This is a genomic window from Lysinibacillus sp. 10T31 (assembly GCF_056394365.1).
In genome coordinates this window covers 52,112-69,256 of sequence record NZ_JBFTHS010000018.1, presented here as the reverse complement: position 1 = coordinate 69,256, position 17,145 = coordinate 52,112, and the positions used below count along the sequence as shown (strand labels likewise).

22 protein-coding genes are annotated in these 17,145 nt (G+C 37.9%); 13 read left to right on the top strand and 9 right to left on the bottom strand.

Going from position 1 to position 17,145, the window contains the following annotated elements:
- Positions 1-68 precede the first annotated feature (68 nt).
- On the bottom strand, positions 69-200 hold the full coding sequence (locus AC1DCY_RS12340) for a hypothetical protein (protein ID WP_477350482.1): 132 nt from the start codon (positions 198-200) through the stop codon (positions 69-71).
- A gap of 212 nt (positions 201-412) precedes the next feature.
- On the opposite strand from AC1DCY_RS12340, the gene yhbH reads away from it, so the two are divergent.
- Positions 413-1,570 (top strand): sporulation protein YhbH, encoded by a 1,158-nt coding sequence (gene yhbH / locus AC1DCY_RS12335; RefSeq protein ID WP_477350481.1) that lies wholly within the window; start codon positions 413-415, stop codon positions 1,568-1,570.
- Positions 1,571-1,603: 33 nt separating this feature from the next.
- On the top strand, positions 1,604-2,998 hold the full coding sequence (locus tag AC1DCY_RS12330) for a SpoVR family protein (protein ID WP_477350514.1): 1,395 nt from the start codon (positions 1,604-1,606) through the stop codon (positions 2,996-2,998).
- A 97-nt stretch (positions 2,999-3,095) separates the two neighbouring features.
- On the opposite strand, the gene AC1DCY_RS12325 is transcribed toward AC1DCY_RS12330, so the two are convergent.
- Both AC1DCY_RS12325 and AC1DCY_RS12320 read right to left on the bottom strand, forming a co-directional pair.
- Positions 3,096-3,554 carry a hypothetical protein gene (locus tag AC1DCY_RS12325; RefSeq protein WP_477350480.1) on the bottom strand — a complete coding sequence of 153 codons (459 nt, stop codon included), beginning with the start codon at positions 3,552-3,554 and terminating at the stop codon, positions 3,096-3,098.
- Positions 3,535-3,921: a hypothetical protein gene (locus tag AC1DCY_RS12320; protein WP_477350479.1), complete on the bottom strand. Its 387-nt coding sequence runs from the start codon at positions 3,919-3,921 to the stop codon at positions 3,535-3,537. Before AC1DCY_RS12320 ends, AC1DCY_RS12325 begins: the two co-directional genes overlap by 20 nt.
- Before the next feature lie 187 nt (positions 3,922-4,108).
- Between AC1DCY_RS12320 and AC1DCY_RS12315 the strand changes: the two genes are divergently transcribed.
- A complete protein-coding gene (locus AC1DCY_RS12315; protein WP_477350477.1) occupies positions 4,109-4,984 on the top strand; it encodes a radical SAM/SPASM domain-containing protein in 876 nt (291 codons plus the stop codon).
- Between the two features lie 214 nt (positions 4,985-5,198).
- Here AC1DCY_RS12315 and AC1DCY_RS12310 read toward each other — a convergent pair whose 3' ends face one another.
- Entirely contained in the window at positions 5,199-5,588 is a 390-nt protein-coding gene (locus AC1DCY_RS12310) for a helix-turn-helix domain-containing protein (protein ID WP_142510121.1), read from the bottom strand.
- 213 nt (positions 5,589-5,801) lie between these two features.
- Between AC1DCY_RS12310 and AC1DCY_RS12305 the strand changes: the two genes are divergently transcribed.
- On the top strand, positions 5,802-6,437 hold the full coding sequence (locus AC1DCY_RS12305) for a restriction endonuclease subunit S (RefSeq protein WP_477350475.1): 636 nt from the start codon (positions 5,802-5,804) through the stop codon (positions 6,435-6,437).
- A 199-nt stretch (positions 6,438-6,636) separates the two neighbouring features.
- Here AC1DCY_RS12305 and AC1DCY_RS12300 read toward each other — a convergent pair whose 3' ends face one another.
- Positions 6,637-8,310, bottom strand: a complete 1,674-nt coding sequence (locus AC1DCY_RS12300) for a ribonuclease J (protein ID WP_477350473.1) — start codon at positions 8,308-8,310, stop codon at positions 6,637-6,639.
- Positions 8,311-8,482: 172 nt separating this feature from the next.
- Here AC1DCY_RS12300 and AC1DCY_RS12295 point away from each other — a divergent pair, with 172 nt between their 5' ends.
- Positions 8,483-9,247, top strand: a complete 765-nt coding sequence (locus tag AC1DCY_RS12295; RefSeq protein ID WP_477350471.1) for a DUF2935 domain-containing protein — start codon at positions 8,483-8,485, stop codon at positions 9,245-9,247.
- On the opposite strand, the gene AC1DCY_RS12290 is transcribed toward AC1DCY_RS12295, so the two are convergent.
- Complete coding sequence (locus tag AC1DCY_RS12290) at positions 9,212-9,424, bottom strand: hypothetical protein (RefSeq protein ID WP_477350469.1); 213 nt, start codon at positions 9,422-9,424, stop codon at positions 9,212-9,214. The genes AC1DCY_RS12295 and AC1DCY_RS12290 overlap by 36 nt on opposite strands.
- A gap of 265 nt (positions 9,425-9,689) precedes the next feature.
- Complete coding sequence (locus tag AC1DCY_RS12285) at positions 9,690-10,184, bottom strand: L,D-transpeptidase family protein (protein WP_477350467.1); 495 nt, start codon at positions 10,182-10,184, stop codon at positions 9,690-9,692.
- A gap of 351 nt (positions 10,185-10,535) precedes the next feature.
- Between AC1DCY_RS12285 and AC1DCY_RS12280 the strand changes: the two genes are divergently transcribed.
- The 4 genes from AC1DCY_RS12280 (at position 10,536) to AC1DCY_RS12265 (ending at position 11,536) form a co-directional block, all read left to right on the top strand.
- Positions 10,536-10,769, top strand: a complete 234-nt coding sequence (locus tag AC1DCY_RS12280) for a hypothetical protein (RefSeq protein ID WP_477350465.1) — start codon at positions 10,536-10,538, stop codon at positions 10,767-10,769.
- A gap of 44 nt (positions 10,770-10,813) precedes the next feature.
- Positions 10,814-11,023: a hypothetical protein gene (locus tag AC1DCY_RS12275; protein ID WP_370079262.1), complete on the top strand. Its 210-nt coding sequence runs from the start codon at positions 10,814-10,816 to the stop codon at positions 11,021-11,023.
- Positions 11,024-11,038: 15 nt separating this feature from the next.
- The gene (locus AC1DCY_RS12270; RefSeq protein WP_477350463.1) at positions 11,039-11,236 is read left to right on the top strand and encodes a gamma-type small acid-soluble spore protein; all 198 of its coding nucleotides are present in this window, start codon (positions 11,039-11,041) and stop codon (positions 11,234-11,236) included.
- A gap of 129 nt (positions 11,237-11,365) precedes the next feature.
- Positions 11,366-11,536, top strand: a complete 171-nt coding sequence (locus AC1DCY_RS12265) for a cysteine-rich CWC family protein (protein ID WP_477350461.1) — start codon at positions 11,366-11,368, stop codon at positions 11,534-11,536.
- Here the strand turns inward: AC1DCY_RS12265 and AC1DCY_RS12260 are convergent.
- Entirely contained in the window at positions 11,484-11,780 is a 297-nt protein-coding gene (locus AC1DCY_RS12260) for a hypothetical protein (RefSeq protein ID WP_477350460.1), read from the bottom strand. The two genes, AC1DCY_RS12265 and AC1DCY_RS12260, sit on opposite strands and share 53 nt — an antisense overlap.
- Positions 11,781-12,006: 226 nt before the next feature.
- Between AC1DCY_RS12260 and AC1DCY_RS12255 the strand changes: the two genes are divergently transcribed.
- On the top strand, positions 12,007-12,588 hold the full coding sequence (locus AC1DCY_RS12255; RefSeq protein WP_477350458.1) for a DUF305 domain-containing protein: 582 nt from the start codon (positions 12,007-12,009) through the stop codon (positions 12,586-12,588).
- Positions 12,589-12,681: 93 nt separating this feature from the next.
- Here the strand turns inward: AC1DCY_RS12255 and AC1DCY_RS12250 are convergent, their stop codons facing one another.
- Positions 12,682-13,278, bottom strand: coding sequence for a metallophosphoesterase family protein (locus tag AC1DCY_RS12250; RefSeq protein ID WP_477350512.1), 597 nt, complete (start codon positions 13,276-13,278; stop codon positions 12,682-12,684).
- 634 nt (positions 13,279-13,912) lie between these two features.
- Between AC1DCY_RS12250 and AC1DCY_RS12245 the strand changes: the two genes are divergently transcribed.
- The 3 genes from AC1DCY_RS12245 to AC1DCY_RS12235 all read left to right on the top strand — a co-directional run bounded on the left by AC1DCY_RS12245 (position 13,913) and on the right by AC1DCY_RS12235 (position 17,070).
- Complete coding sequence (locus tag AC1DCY_RS12245) at positions 13,913-15,409, top strand: class I adenylate-forming enzyme family protein (protein ID WP_477350456.1); 1,497 nt, start codon at positions 13,913-13,915, stop codon at positions 15,407-15,409.
- Positions 15,410-15,542: 133 nt separating this feature from the next.
- Entirely contained in the window at positions 15,543-15,755 is a 213-nt protein-coding gene (locus AC1DCY_RS12240) for a hypothetical protein (RefSeq protein ID WP_477350454.1), read from the top strand.
- A 415-nt stretch (positions 15,756-16,170) separates the two neighbouring features.
- Positions 16,171-17,070, top strand: coding sequence for a C39 family peptidase (locus AC1DCY_RS12235; RefSeq protein WP_477350452.1), 900 nt, complete (start codon positions 16,171-16,173; stop codon positions 17,068-17,070).
- The last annotated feature ends 75 nt before the right edge of the window (positions 17,071-17,145 follow it).

The following is a 17,145-nucleotide window of genomic DNA, read 5'->3' as shown; positions in this document are numbered from 1 at the left end:
TTATTTTCTGTAGCGACAGATACAGAAGACTCCCACCTCTATAGTGGTGAGATAAATGCGGTTTTAAGTCACTTTTCAGCGGGTGTCCAAACATCCGCTGTGATAGAGGAACTCAGTCTAAGAACGCCACATCCTGTGGCACCGACTGAGTGACCAACATCGTGCTGCTGACGCTGCGTTAGCACTACGCTTTCGCGCAAAAAACATCTGTTGGCCTAAAGCCTCCGGCGGATGTCACGGAATCGAAAAGGAGTTCTTTGTGCAAGCACAAAGCCGATTCCGGACGCATTGTTTATCTGCGCGAAAGCGTAGCGACAGCGGCAATTATGCTGAGGCATAATTGTTAGTTCAAGAAAGCGAATCACTAGCATAGTATAGAAAAAGCGAATTTGATAGATGGGTGAGGATAAAAATGACTGAAAACGAAAATAAACGCTTTGCCATTTCTCAGGAAAATTGGTCCCTCCATCGTAAAGGGCACCAGGACCAGCAACGGCATATGGAAAAAGTAAAAGATGCTATTAAGAATAATTTACCTGATTTAGTTAGTGAAGAAAGTATTGTCATGTCCAATGGTCGCGAGGTAATTAAAATACCTATACGTTCACTTGATGAATATAAAATTCGATATAACTATGATAACTCCAAGCATGTTGGGCAAGGTCAAGGAGACAGTAATGTAGGTGATGTGGTTGCACGTGATGGCAGCAAAGGCAATCAGGCTAATGGTAAAGGAAAAGAAGCTGGTGACAAACCAGGCCATGATTATTATGAAGCTGAAGTAAGCATTGAAGAGGTTCAAAATGTGTTATTTAACGAGCTTGAGCTACCCAACCTACAGCAGAAAGAAAAAGCGGATATTAAGACGGAAAAAATTGAGTTTAACGATATTCGGAAAAAAGGTTTAATGGGAAATGTCGATAAAAAGCGCACAATCCTCAATGCGCTAAAGCGTAATTCTATGAAAGGAAAACCAGAAATTACGCCGATTCATAATGATGATTTACGTTTTAAAACGTGGGATGAAGTGGAAAAACCTGAATCGAAGGCAGTGGTCCTTGCCATGATGGATACAAGTGGCTCGATGGGTTCCTTCGAAAAATATTGCGCAAGGAGCTTCTTCTTTTGGATGACAAAATTTTTGCGTTCCAAGTATGAAACAGTGGAAATTGAGTTTATTGCGCATCATACCGAGGCAAAAGTAGTGACAGAAGAGGAGTTTTTTACGAAGGGAGAAAGCGGTGGAACGATTTGTTCATCTGCCTATATAAAGGCATTGGAACTAATTCGGGAAAAGTATAATCCTGCTCGCTATAATATTTATCCAGTACATTTTTCAGATGGTGAAAATATATCGATGGATAATGAAAAGTGCTTGAAGCTAGTGGGAGAGTTAATGGAAGTATCGAGCATGTTTGGATATGGTGAAGTCAATCAGCATAATCGCTTCTCTACACTTATGTACACTTACAAAAAAGTAGATGACCCTAAATTTAGATATCATATTTTGAGAAAAAAAGGCGATGTGTACGATGCCTTAAAAAGCTTTTTCAAAAAAAATGAATCTTAAATCATGTTCAAAGGAGGGGGCGGAAAAGTGGAGATGAAAGAGCTTGAACGAGCAATTGATGAAATTACAGAAATTGCCTCAAGCTTTGGCTTAGATTTCTTTCCAATGCGCTATGAAATTTGTCCGGCAGATATTATTTATACATTTGGCGCATATGGTATGCCTACTCGATTTTCACATTGGAGCTTCGGTAAACAATTTCACAAAATGAAGCTCCAATATGATTTAGGGCTAAGTCAAATCTATGAGCTAGTGATTAATTCAAACCCATGTTATGCATTTTTACTTGATACAAATACGTTAACACAAAATAAATTGATAATTGCGCATGTATTGGCGCACTGCGATTTCTTTAAAAATAATGTACGCTTCTCCAATACTAGAAGAGATATGGTGGAGAGTATGACTGCAACAGCTGAACGGATAGCTGGCTATGAAAGAGAATATGGAAAGGAAGAGGTCGAACAATTTTTAGATGCGGTTTTAGCGATTCAGGAGCATATCGACCCTTCCCTTATACGACCAAAGTTGTCTTGGAATACGGAGGATCTTGACGAGGATATTCCACAAGCAAAATCACCGTATGATGATCTCTGGCGTTTAGACGATAAGGAAAAAGAGTATAAATCGGTAAGGCGAAAAATAAAGCAATTCCCGCCAAAGCCAGAAAAAGATATATTGCTATTTTTAGAGGAGCACAGTCGAGAAATCGAGGACTGGCAGCGAGATATATTAACAATGATGCGCGAGGAAATGCTTTATTTTTGGCCACAATTAGAGACTAAAATTATGAATGAGGGCTGGGCTTCTTTTTGGCATCAACGCATCATGCGTGAGCTTAAGCTAACGACAGCGGAAACGATTGAGTATGCAAAATTAAATGCAGGTGTTGTACAGCCTTCAAAAACATCCATTAATCCTTATTACCTTGGTGTGAAAATATTTGAGGATATTGAAGAGCGCTATAATCATCCAACGGAAGAGATGAGTAAGCTAGGTGTACAACCGAACTCTGGACGGGAGAAAATGTTTGAGGTTAGAGAGATAGAATCGGATATATCCTTTATCCGTAACTATTTGACGAAGGATTTAGCAAAACGAGAAGATCTTTATTTGTTCCAGAAAAAAGGCAATGAATACCGTATTACAGATAAGGAGCATGAAATGGTGCGAGATCAGCTCGTATCGATGCGTGTAAACGGGGGATTCCCATATATCGTCGTTAAAAATGGAGATTACCTTCGTAACGGAGAGCTCTATTTAGTGCATGGCTATGAGGGAATGGAGCTCGATCCACACTACTTAGAAAACGTTTTGCCCTATATTTATCAGCTATGGGGGCGTCCTGTTCATCTAGAAACAAATGTGGATGGAAAGCCAATGCTTTATTCATATGATGGCACAAAAAATTATAAACGCAATGTGTGAGGCGTAATTCCTTGGTGGATAATCAAAACAAAAAACTTCTATCTGTCGGTATGAAACATTCCTATGGATAGAAGTTTTTTATAGTTAAGGATAAATGTTATTGCCATAATGTAGAGGTGATTTCCGTTCCGACTGGGCGCTTTGTTGCTGACGCTTCGCTTTCGCACAGATAAAACATTTGCCGCTGACGCTTCGCTTTCGCGCAGATAAAACATTGTTGCTGACGCTTCGCTTTCGCACAGATAAAACATTTGTTGCTGACGCTTCGCTTTCGCRCAGATAAAACATTGCCGCTGACGCTTCGCTTTCGCGCAGATAAAACATTGCCGCTGACGCTTCGCTTTCGCGCAGATAAAACATTGCCGCTGACGCTTCGCTTTCGCGCAGATAAAACATTTGTTGCTGACGCTTCGCTTTCGCACAGATAAAACATTGTTGCTGACGCTTCGCTTTCGCACAGATAAAACATTGTTGCTGCCGCTTCGCTTTCGCACAGAGCAAAGCTTCCTGGAGGTATCTGAGAAGCCCAATAAACTTTATTCGTTTGTATTTTCATCTAACAATGGAGAGGACTCATTTTCATCTTCACTACTTTCACTATGATTCGAAGATGAATGGATATCGCTGTCGATTACTCGGCTATCTCTTACTTTTATTCCTTGTTGTCCGCCAGCTTCATCATTATCGTCACCAGCAATACCGCTTCTGCCGTTTCCATCGGCGAATTGGGAGTTTATATTTCTAGTACTACCGTTTATGGCATTTTGACCGCCTTGGTTGGCATTAGTACCTACATCCTTATTGATTTGTCCTCCACCTTCAGCTCTTTGTTCAAAATGGATTTCTTTATTGCCAATATTAATAGTAAGATGGATGGTAATATGATTTTTAGATGGATCCTTTGAATGTTCATTATCAGGCATAATTTTCACCTCCTTTATTTTAGCATTACTATTAAGTTATTAATCTTTCACAAGCTTACTTGTTCATGTAGCCCTAAGATGTAGAAATAATGTGAGGGAATGGAGACTGAAAAACTGTTCCTTATCGTAAAATTTGATAAAATGAATAGGATTTGAATATAAGAAGAACTGGAACGGTGAATCAACGTTGAGAACATTTAAAAAGGTTTATATAGAAATAACGAGTGTCTGTAATTTAGCATGTAGCTTTTGTCCTCCAACTGCTCGTGCAAAGGGACTTATTAAAGTAGAACAATTTAATAAAATATTGGATGAAATACGTCCTCATACGAAATATATTTATTTGCATGTAAAAGGAGAGCCACTTTTACACCCACGTATTGATCAGCTACTTGACGCAGCGCATGAGAAAGGTTTTAAAGTTAACATTACAACGAACGGTACACTGATTAAAAAGAATCGTGAAAAGATATTAGGGAAACCAGCCTTACGCCAAATCAATTTTTCTTTGCATAGTTTCGACGGTCATGAGGGATCGGAAAATCGTGAGAAATATTTAGGGGATATATTAGATTTTGTGCGCGCTTCGAAAGACTATAATACAATTATTTCATATCGTTTATGGAATTTACAAAAGGATAGTGAAACGGATATTGCGGCACGAAGAAATCGTGAAACGCTCGAAATTCTAGAAAATGAATATAATCTTGATTATCGCATCGAAGAAAAAGTGCAGCCCGGTAAAGGTGTAAAGATAGCTAATAATATTTATTTAAATCAGGATCATGAATTCAAGTGGCCAAGCTTACTGGAGCCGGAGGATGAAGGCAAAGGCTTTTGCCATGCACTGCGAAGCCAAGCAGCTATATTAGTGGATGGTACAGTAGTACCGTGCTGTCTTGATGGTGAGGGTGTTATTAATTTGGGGAATGTGAACGAGAAATCCTTCACAGACATTGTTGAAGGCGAACGTGCAAATAATATTGTCGACGGATTTTCACGTAGAGAAGCGGTTGAAGAGCTATGTAGAAAATGCGGCTATCGTCAAAAATTTGGAATGTAATAGAAAGATCCATTTGGTTTTAGACTAAATGGATTTTTTATATGGCCAAAATAATGGCATGCCAATATTATAAATCAGGCTCATCACCAAAACTAATGGATGACACATTTGTTAAAACGTATGCCATATAGAGGTGGATATTAGCCGCATTAAAGCAGTATATCAAGAATTTCCGAAAAATAATTTATAGCTAGGCGTCAAAACAGCTCCAACGTCATTGACTATTGGAGCTGTTTTTCTTTGATTGTGAATCAATAGTATCTAAAAAATCCTTCGTAATGCGTACTACGTATTTCACTTCGTCTAAATTGCGCTCCCTTAATACTGAACGATGTATGTCAAGCACAAGGTTCTTTTCTTCAATATCAGTAACACCAGATAATTTTTGAAAATTAAAAAGCTCCTCAGGGGCAATATCTAATGCTTTCATCAGCGTTTCTAAAGTGCTTAATGTGATATTAGATTGCCCGTGTTCAATATTTGAGATTCGTCCTTTACTAAAACCTAGTTTCCCCGTCTTTTCTGCTACTTCTTCCTGACTTAGCCCTTTGGAAACCCTAATAATTCGGAGTTGTTCGCCTACTAGCTTTAAAAAGTCTGACATATGATTCACCTCTATGTAAAAAGCTAGTGAAAAACATTAAAAATGCCTATACCATTATAGTGGTATAATAGAGATAATGTTACATTAAAATGGTACAATGATTAGTAGTAAGTTTTTATTGAGAGAAAAGACTTACGCAAAATAGTGTTGGTGATTCTTCAGTAGCTTGTTTTAGGGTATAACTAATTAAGTTAAGGATTGGAGGATTCAGGCATGGTAAAGTGTTATCGATTAGATGAAGTTGCTAAAATAGAAGAGGGGAAAATAGTACCGAAGAAAAAGTATTTTACAAACGTCGGAGTACCCCTAATTACAGCAGAAAATTTAAAAAAGTTAATGTTACATGGTGATATTGAACAATTACCAAAAGTTAATATTACATTTAAAAAACATTTTAATTGTGCACCAGTACCAGCTAACACCATCATTCTTACTAAAGCTAATTTGAAGGAAACAAATAAATATATATATCAATGCGAAACTGAAATATGTATTGCAAATGATATCGTTGCTATTATTCCAAATGAAACAATTATTTTAAGTGATTATTTATTACACTTTCTCAGATGGTATCAAATTAATAAAGAATGGCATCATTTGTACCATATACCCATTGATATTCCGATGATAGCCATCCAACACAAAATGGTACAAATTTTAAATACGATTCAACTTTTATTAAAAAATAAAGAGTCATTAATGACAGCAGTAGAGAGGTTACCACAGCATGCTGAAAATTTTTCGACGCAAATAGAAAATCACTCAAAAAGTTTACATCATGGGTTCAATCAGGCTCAGCATCTTTACAATGTTATGCTACATAAAATTTTTAAAGGTGAGCTTAAATAAAATTGCACAATCCATAAACAGTTCTTCATCCTCGCTGGAATCGGATAAATAAATTAAGTCGGTGTAAAGGTAAAAACCTTTCACACCGACTTTTATCAATTATGTCTCGGCATAATTGTAGCTGTCGCTGCGCTTTCGCACAGAAAACATTTGCTGCTGTCGCTGCGCTTTCGCTACAAAAAATAATTGCTGAAAGAAGTTAAATATCGATGATTATAGGTAAAATCATTGGTTTTCTTTTTGTTTGTGTAAATAGATATTGACCGACAGCTCTTTTGATTTCTCTTTTTAAGACATGGATTGGCTGCTTACTTTCTTCCTGAAGCTCATTTACCGTTTCTTTGACGAGAATATTTACTTTCGTTAACAGCTCCTCAAAGTCTTTGGCATAAACAAAGCCTCGCGAAATTGTATCTGGTTCTGAAATAAAGGAACCATCTATTTTATTAAGTGTTATAACGATAACAAGCATACCGTCTTCTGACAGCTGTTTGCGATCTCGTAAGACAATTCCTTCGACTTCACCGATACCGATACCGTCGACATACGTATCACCTGAAGGAATTTTACGTGTTTGCCTAGCCATTGCATTTTCAATATCAACAACATCTCCGTTTTTCATAATAAACGTATGCCCTCTTTTGACACCAACGGACTCAGCTAACAAACGATGCTGATGTAACATACGGAATTCACCATGGATCGGAATGAAAAATTGGGGCTTCATTAGTGTCAGCATTAGTTTTAAATCTTCCTGGTAGCCATGGCCTGAAACGTGCATACCTGTATGACTAGCAGAACCATAAATAACCTTCGCACCGAGTTGGAACAAATTATCAACGATCCGTGAAACACCCTTTTCATTCCCTGGAATAGGGGATGAAGCTAAAATAACTGTGTCATCAGGTAAAATTTTGACTTCACGATGATTGCCATTTGCTAAGCGAGAGAGTGCAGCTAATGGCTCACCCTGACTACCCGTACATAATACAACAACTTCTTCGGGTGGAAGGTATTTCACCTCACGTGCATCTATTAACATATCCTCTGGAATGGTTAAATAGCCTCGCTCAAGCGCAACATCTACAACATTCACCATACTCCGCCCAAGTAATGCAAGCTTTCTATTTGTAGTAATCGTTGCATCTACAATTTGCTGTATCCGATTAACATTGGAAGCGAAAGTAGAGATAACGATTTTACGCTCGGCATGTAAAAATGCATCTTCTATATGACTACCGACAAGCTTCTCTGAAGGAGTTAACCCAGGTCGTTCGGCATTCGTACTCTCAGAGATAAGTACTAGTACGCCTTCTGATCCTATCTCAGACATTTTATGGATATCTGCAAATTGATTATTGACAGGCGTTAAATCAAATTTAAAGTCGCCAGTGTGTACTACATTTCCTTCAGGTGTATTCATAACGATTCCTAAGCAATCAGGTATACTATGGTTTGTTCTAAAGAAACTAACATCAACTTGTCCGAAATTTAATGATGAGTCGGAACGAATTTCTATTAATTCTGTCTCTCTTAAAAGCTTATGTTCTTTCAGCTTTAGCTCGATTAAACCAAGAGTAAAACGTGTTGCATAAATAGGGACATTTATTTTTTTTAACAGATAAGGGATACCGCCGATATGATCCTCATGTCCATGTGTCACAATTAATGCTTTGATTTTCTCTTTATTTTCCAGTAGGTACGTAATATCAGGAATTATTAAATCAATACCTAGTAGGCTTTCGTCTGGAAATTTAGCACCGCAGTCGATAATTAAAATATCGTTCCCATACTGTACTACATACATATTTTTGCCAATCTCATTAATGCCACCTAAGGCGAAAATCGATAATGTATTGTCTTTTGTGGACAAGCATATCCCCTCCTAATTTTTCAGTATGTTCCTTTAATGAAAATTCAGCATTAGTAGTATAGCTTTAAGCGTTTCATCCTATACGAAAAGACAATTTGAGATTAAGCATTAATATTAGATTTTCATGAAGAATAGAATAGAGGAACGTATAGAATAAAGGGGATGGGACTGGTTGTCGAATTACTTACAGCATGCGATGTTTGAACATAGGTTTTGGCTAAGGATACTGAAAGATCATTCTCAATTTATTCATGATTCCTTGTATCCATCGGAAACAGAGGATATAAAAAGAGCGAGTTCATTTATTCTTCAATTTTCTCAGCTGCTTGCCTATGTTAATTCGATAGATGCCAATAATGCGGTTTCTTTCTCACTTACAGTCGATGAAGCTGTAGAACAACTAAAGCAATTCAAATTTTATTTGCTCAGAAAGCAATTAACGGGAAATATTAATATTCATCTACCACCTACCTTTTTTAATCACATGGTGAATGAACTAGAGGAATATCAAAATGTACTTAGCTATCTAAAGAAGGGGGAAGTTCCACCAATCTTTCATGAGCTACATCATCACTTAGTTTGGCTTTTAGATGCGTCAGGACATGCAGGTATCATTCATGACGATTTAGATGGTGTAGAAAGTAGATTGAGGCAAAAAAGTACTACCTTTGCTCAACATTTTGAAGAATTTTATTTAAAAGCAGTAGAGCTTACAGGATATTTGCGTTCAAATATAGACTCATTCCCCGCATTAACTCGCTTTAATCATGATGTGGATATTGAAATGGGGTTATTCAAAACTTTTTTACGGGAGTTAGAGGAGATGGAGTTAAGTGCAGAAGTATTAGGAACATTTACAGCTCTAATGGCGGATCATATGCTAAGGGAGGAGCAATACTATTTATCGAAGCTCGCACAATCTAGAGGTGAAGGTTAATTTCACTAAAGGGGTCTCTTTAGCAAAGTGAGAGGTTGATTTCCGTTCCGACTGGGCGCTTTGTAGCTGCCGCTTCGCTTTCGCTACAGATAAAACATTTAACACGAGGTTGGTCACGAAGGCGTTATCACAGGACGTGATGGTTTTAGCCTTCGTTCCTCTATTGCTGATCCCCAAAGAGTCGCTCAGCCTCCACTCCAATCAACCACTTCACATAGTTCTGGCACGTTACCCTAGGCATAAGTGATGGCAATCTGAGGTTTTCAGGTTGCCTTTTTTATTCCGATAAATCAGCATAATGTACCGATAAAATTGGAAAACATTCCGATAAATCCACATAATGTTCCGATAAAACTAAAAAACATTCCGATAAAATCTTAGGAATGTTTTTAGTCTGAATTATAATGATGATTGCTAGCGCCTAACTTAAATGAAAGTTTTTTTAAGGATGAATTAAAACGCCAGTACCGATTGGGACAATGCTTGCAAGCTCTTCAACATCCTTATTATGCATACGAATACAGCCCCGTGAAACGGCATGACCGATAGAGCTAGGATCATTCGTTCCATGAATACCATAGTGCTCTTTCGATAAACTCATCCACATTGTCCCAAACGGACCACCAGGATTTGGCGCCTTATTAATGATTATGAAATCGCCAGTAGGTGTATTATGTAGCATCCTTCCAACCGCAATTGGGTATTGTTTTTGAAGAATATTATCCTTATATAACCGTAGCCATCGATTTTCAGTAGAAATATCTATTCTATAAGGAATAGTATTTGGATTAGGAAATCCAGGTATAACAATTTGTTGTCCTAAATAAAGTACATTCGGATCTAACCCAGGATTAGCAGCCATTATGGATGATAACGGTGTGCGATAATTTCTAGCTATTTGAGCCAAAGTTTCGCCTGCTTTAACTGTATGAATCAAATTTATCACCTCCAATAAATTAAGGCTCATCTCCAAAAGTTGGGGATGATATTTGTTAAAACGAATGTCGTGTCGAAAGCGTCAAGTCAGAACGAAAATCAACCCACGCTATGGTGATGTGCCTAAAATAATTACATTAATACAGGTTATGCCGTAGTTATAGAAAATACCTTTAACTTCTTTCGGCAATTACGTTCTGTAGCGAAAGCAAAGCGTCAGCTACAGATGTGTCCCACCTCTATATGTGCTATTATGCCGAGGCATAATTGATTTCTTCATGAGGATAGTAACTGCAGTTAGTTGGATATGATAAGCAGTGACAAACCATATCCAGTAATCGAGGAGATATTTATGAAAGAATTTAAAATTACTTATTTTTTTGATGAAATGCATTATGTACGTAGATTTATCCATATCGAATCACAGGAAAAAGCAGAGGCATTAGTTCGCAGCGAACGAGATCAATATATATCCTTTACAGATAGTAGGGGGATGTATCATGAGCTGCATACAAGTCATGTTCGAGTCATTCAAATATCTGAATATCATCGCATCGATAAAAGCGCGAAAACGAAAGGTACATGATTTGTCCAACATTGCACAAGTTATAGGTAAAGGAGTGAGCAATGATGGACATAGAAAACATACCACATGAGAAAAAAATATTTATGAACTTAGCAAGCAAGAACAAGCCAGACATGGTTGAATCAGATACAATAAGTCTTTTCGATTTACATGAAGATATGCAAACGGTCGATGCTATACCGATCAAAGAGCTCAATAAAAAAGTAGAACGAGAAGGCGATGAATTAATCGAATTACAGCCTGATGAATTATAGAAGGTAGGGATTTGTATGACTGACCATAATGAAGCTCAGTTTACTTCTTCTGGAACAAATATTAATGAAGTAAAAAGAAAAAATGTAGAAGGTGGTTTATCTTACAATGAAGTGAAAAAGCTACTAGCCCAAAGAGGTGGGCATGGTACGGAAATATATAGTGATACAGATTTCGAAGAAGTAAAGCAACAGATTCATGGGAGAAAGCAATAGGCTAATTGAGAGGAGTATGAAATTAAGTGCTCCTCCATTTTTTATTTATAAAAGTGCAATTGTGAAAAAATCACTGATGAAAACTTCACTTTACTTTACAATGAAAAGTAAATGTAAGGAGGTATATGAATGGAGGAAAAATGTTGTCCGTTATGTGGACAAGAAAATCATTGCGGGGTAGTAAATGGGCAAAAAGATTGCTGGTGTATGACAAAAAGTTTCCCTAAAGAAATTCTTGAAGCAGTACCTAAAGAGCAATGTATTTGTCAAAAGTGCTTGGATACATACAAAAAAGATTAAACGTTTTGCAATCAATTATTCCTCGGCATAATTGTAGCTGTCGCTTTGCTTTCTCTACATAAAACATTTGCCGCTGACGCTTCGCTTTCGCGCAGATAAACAATGTAGCTGACGCTTCGCTTTCGCGCAGATAAACAATGTAGCTGACGCTTCGCTTTCGCGCAGATAAACAATGTAGCTGACGCTTTGCTTTCGCTACATAAAACATTTGCCGCTGACGCTTCGCTTTCGCGCAGATAAACAATGTAGCTGTCGCTTTGCTTTCACTACATAAAACATTTGCCGCTGACGCTTCGCTTTCGCGCAGATAAACATTGTAGCTGACGCTTTGCTTTCGCTACAGCAAACACTCGCTGAAAGAAGTTAAAAATACTTCAATTGCTATTACGAAAGAATAGAGATTAATTGGTACAATTGTCTACCACACAACAACCTATCGGACATATATTACTCTGAAAGGAGTGTGTCTAATGACTAAAACAGTTGTACTCAGTAATGTAACAAAGGCTTATTTAGAGGAAAACCAAAGGATCCTCGATAAAATGATGCAGGGCATGACCTATGTGACAATTACATGTAGTATTTCAGATAATTTTATTAAGCAAATATTACCGCATCAAGTAGCTGCTATTAAATTGTCGGAAAATGTTTTGCAATACACCACGAATATATTTGTACAAAATCTCGCATTAGAAATAATAACAACAAGTACGGAGACTGTTGAATGCCTCGAAGCGATACAAAATAGATGCTGTATCGTACAAAATTCGGAATGTGAGTTGTACGAATATATGTGTGCGTATAAAGAAATTACCGGGGCTATGTTCCAAGCAATGAGCTTACCGCCAGTTTCCAATAATATTAATATAAACTTTCTTCGAACAATGATTGTTCATCATCAGGCAGGCGTTCGACTAGCGCAAAACGTTTTAAGGTTCTGTATTTGCCAAGAGTTAATACCAATCCTTCGAAATATGATTCAAACTATGTGCGATCGTATTTGTGAAATGGAAAAATTACTAGATGCTTTAAAAGATTGCGAGAATTGCTAGTTTGAACGGAACATTTATAAAGTGAAAAAACGCTAGAGTCGAAGTCGATTTTAGCGTTTTTTTGTGACTACGGTTGCTCTTGATGAAAAATAATCAAACATTTTCAACAGAAGGAGCGCACATAAATGTTACTGTTCGTTTATTACTATCGTAAAGACACCACTCTCGGTGATCAACAACCGAACCAACATTGATGCAGTATTGTTTTTCTTGTAATGCGATTGGTTGGCCATAGCGGATACGAATAGGTAACTTTTTATTGCGATGATAAAGACCTGATTCATGACTATGTCCAAAGAAAAGAATTGGTTTTTTAAACGGCGGAAATGTAGGTTGCCACGTCACATTCCATTTAAATTGATGTCCATGCATAAGTGTTGCTCCATCAATCTCCATTGTTTCAGGTAGCTCTGTAAAACGTTCGATACCAGTTACACGTGTAATACGTTCTTCCTGATTACCACGAATAGAGGGGAATGTTAGTAAATTTTCAAAATCGTTTTCTACTATCGCAGCTTTTTGTAGCGGTAAACCCGACATTGTTTGAGCCTTTTTCTTACTTACAGTACATTCATATAAATCACCTAGTCCCAATACCTTTGCATCTTTCGCAGATTGCTGAATATGGGCTAGAACTGCCTTAGTATCTTCTATATTAGAATGTAAATCTCCTAAAAGTGCGTACAACATTTTAATCAGGCCTTTCATCAATTATGCCTCGGCATAATTCCGTGACATCCGCCGGAGGCTTCAACTTCTTTCAGCAGGTGTCCAAACACCTGTACCCGACGCTTTGCTTTCGCTACAAAAGACATGTGCTCAAAGAAGTTAATCATTATACAAATATCATACACCTAACAGAAATTGATAGAAAAGTAAAATGTATAAATATATTTAGTTACATATAGATTATATGTTGGTTCATCACCATAACGTCGAGTTGATTTCCGTTCCGACTGGGCTTTCCTGAGGGCGTCGGGGTAACAGTTGTTTTAGTATGCGAAAGCGTAGTGTTAACGTAGCGACAGCGACAGGATGTTGGTCACGAAGGTGTTATCATAGGACGTGATGTATTCAGCCTTCGTTCCTCTATTGCTAATCCCAAAAGAGTCACCAGTCTCCCTCCAATTAAATTTTCCGCATGACATATGCTTTATTAAAATGTCATCTCTAACTTTCGATAATGAGTCTTATTTTTTTATGTATAGAAAAATTGCCAACTTTTTCATAGATTGATAAAATGTAATTGTAATTTTCTGAATTTTCTTATTGTGATTTTGTGTGGTGTGAGGGTAATGAATACTTAAAATTTGGGGGGCTTATGATGACGATGTTAATGACAGATATTCTACAAAACTATGCTATGCAGCAACCAAATGGGATCGCAACGGTTTACGATGGGACAAAGCTATCCTATAGTGAATTTTATAAAAGTGCAGAAACATTCGCTGCATACTTACAAGAGCAAGGCTTTGAAAAAGATGATGTAATTGCATTATATACGCTCAATTCAGATTTATTTTTAATCGCGTATATCGGTGTTCAGTTAGCGGGCTATGTTGTCATGCCTATTAATACAAAATTAGCAGCTCCAGAGGTCGAATTTATTTTTAATCATTCAGAAGCTAAAGGACTTATTTATGATGAAAGGTTAGAGGATGTACTCGCAACTATTGCGTATCCATTTCAACATATTATAGGGCTCAAAGAAATGAAAGAAGTTATTAAAAACTATCAAGGTCAAAGAAAAGCTGTCAAATTGGAGCCTCATGATACTGGTGTTGTTATGTATACTTCTGGGACGACGGGTAAACCAAAAGGGGTAATGCTAACTCATAAAAATATTGTATCAACTGCGGATATATGGTCGTCATCAATGGATATGACCAATGCAGATAGAATGTTTGTTTGTACGCCTTTATTTCATTGTGCAGGTCTTCATGTATTTGCGATGCCGATGTTTTATAAAGGAGGTACGATGGTTATAGAAGAGGCCTTTTCTTCGACGAACACATTAGAACAGCTTTCCGCTACAGCCGCGACAATTTTCTTTGGCGTTCCGTCGATGTATACAATTATTTTAAACTCACCTAACTTTAAGGAACATGCATTAAAAAATTTACGTTTATTATGTTATGGGGCAGCACCAATGCCTTATGAGCTTGTTAAGCAAGTGAAAGAGGCATTCCCTAATGTGAAAGTACAAAACCTATATGGACAAACTGAAAATTCTCCTGCCAGCACTTCTCTTTTAGATGCAGATGCATTGACGAAGATTGGATCAGTAGGAAAACCGTTAGCACAGACAGAAGTCCGTGTTGTTGATAGCTTTGGTGAAACTGTGCCAGCAGGTGAGGTAGGAGAAATTTGTGTCAAAGGACCACAAGTCATGAAAGGTTATTTACGTAACCCTGAAGAAACAGCTAGAGCAATTAAAGATGGCTGGCTCTTTTCAGGAGATTTAGGACGTTTTGACGAGGAAGGTTATCTTTATATTGTAGATCGTAAAAAGGATATGATTATTCGAGGTGGCGAAAATATTTATCCTATCGAGATCGAAGAGGTTTTATATCAAATGCCAGAAATTTTAGAGGTTGCCGTTGTAGGTTTACCACATGAAGTATATGGCGAAGTCCCGAAAGCATTTGTCGTATTGAAGGAAGGGAAGTCTTCCGATGATGAGGCGATTTTGGCTTATTGTCGGACTCAGCTAGCAAAATATAAAGTGCCATATGAAATTGAATTTTTAACTGAATTGCCACGTAATGCTTCTGGTAAAGTTTTGAAGCATACATTACGTCCAAGAGTAAGCACGCCATAAACTAAGTGTGTAAAAATGGAACTCGAAAGTAGCAAACCTAGTAAACTCTAAATCGGATGCGTACCGAGTGAGAGTTATGATGTGGGTTATTGTGTCACAGGTAGAGGGTATATGAAGATAGGCCTCTGCATAATTGCGTTCAGAGGCTTTAGTCCAACAAATGTTTTTTGGGGGCGAAAGCGAAGCGTCAGCAACAGATGTTTTTTGCGCGAAAGCAAAGCGTCAGCGGCAAATGTTTTATGCGCGAAAGCAAAGCGTCAGCGGCAGATGTTTTTTGCGCGAAAGCGAAGCGTCAGCAACATTAAGTTGGTCACTCAGTCGTTGCCACAGGACGTGGCGTCCTTAGACTGAGTTCCTTTATCACAGCGGATGTTTTTTGTACCGAAAGCGTAGCGACAGGTACAGGTGTTTGGACAACTGCTGATAGAAGATCAATTATGCCTCGGCATAATTGCGTCAGGAATCGGCTTTGTGCTTGCACAAAGAACTCCTTTCCGATTCCGTGACATCCGCCGGAGGCTTTAACTTCTGTTAGCGGGTGTTTGGACAACCGCTGACAGAAGTTAAAATAGGAACGTCTATGAAATTAGCGTATAATAGAGTCTGCGACAAATTGAAATAATATAATAGAATTGAAGTTATTGTCTTCAAACAAGATAGGAGCGGAATTTGTCTTGTGGACGTGGAATAAACGCCTTTTACTAATAGGTATTATGATAATTATGCTACTTTCGAGTTGCAATCAGATTTCGCAGCAGGAAATGCAAAACAAAGAATTAACTGTGTTAACAGTAGAGTTTAATAGTGGTGCACCCATACCTAACCTTTATATAACTGCCACAGATGTAGAGACAGGTGAGGTAGTGGAGGATACAGTTGGCTCAGAAGAGGGCGAAGCAACATTTTCAAAACTTCAAGAGGGACGGAAATATGCTATAGCTGCAACTACGCTTGAAAATAGTACGAAGAACGATGGTTATACGACAATCGAAAATTTTACATATGATTCGACAAAGCCGTATTATCGATTGGAGACATATTTTTCAAGGGACAAGCAAGAGCTGGGTGTCCCAGCTGTTATGCAAAATCCTGAACTACCACATGGCTGTGAAATAACATCATTAACGGCTGTATTAAATTATTATGGGTTAGATGTTACGAAGCAGGAAATGGCTGATAACTATTTACCGAAGCAAAAGATTAGTACTGTAGACGGACAACGATTTGGTCCAAATCCAGCACAGGCTTTTGCTGGTAATCCTCGTGACAAAGAAAGCGGTATGTATGTCTTTGCAGCTCCGATTGTCAAAGCTGCAGAGGCAGTAATAACAGATAAACAGGCAGACTTACAAGTGACAAATAAGAGTGGTGCCACGCAGGACGAAATTTTACAGCTTGTTCGAGAGGGAGTTCCTGTTGTGACATGGGTTACATTAGATTTATCAGAGCCAAAAACAAATTCAGCTAGGGGTTGGATCTATGAAGGTGAAAAAGAGCCGCATGCCGCGTATATGAACTTGCATGCTGTTGTTTTAACCGGGCATTTAGGCGATAAAGTAGTTGTCATGGACCCATTAAAAGGCTTTGTCACTTATAATGTGGATCAGTTTTTTCAAAGTTATAGAGAATTAGGTGAACAAGCTGTAGCCGTTCATAAATGATTCAAAGAAGAGTTATAAGGAGTACAAGGAAAGTATGTTACACTTGTAAAAAAGGCTCGTCACTGGGGATGAACC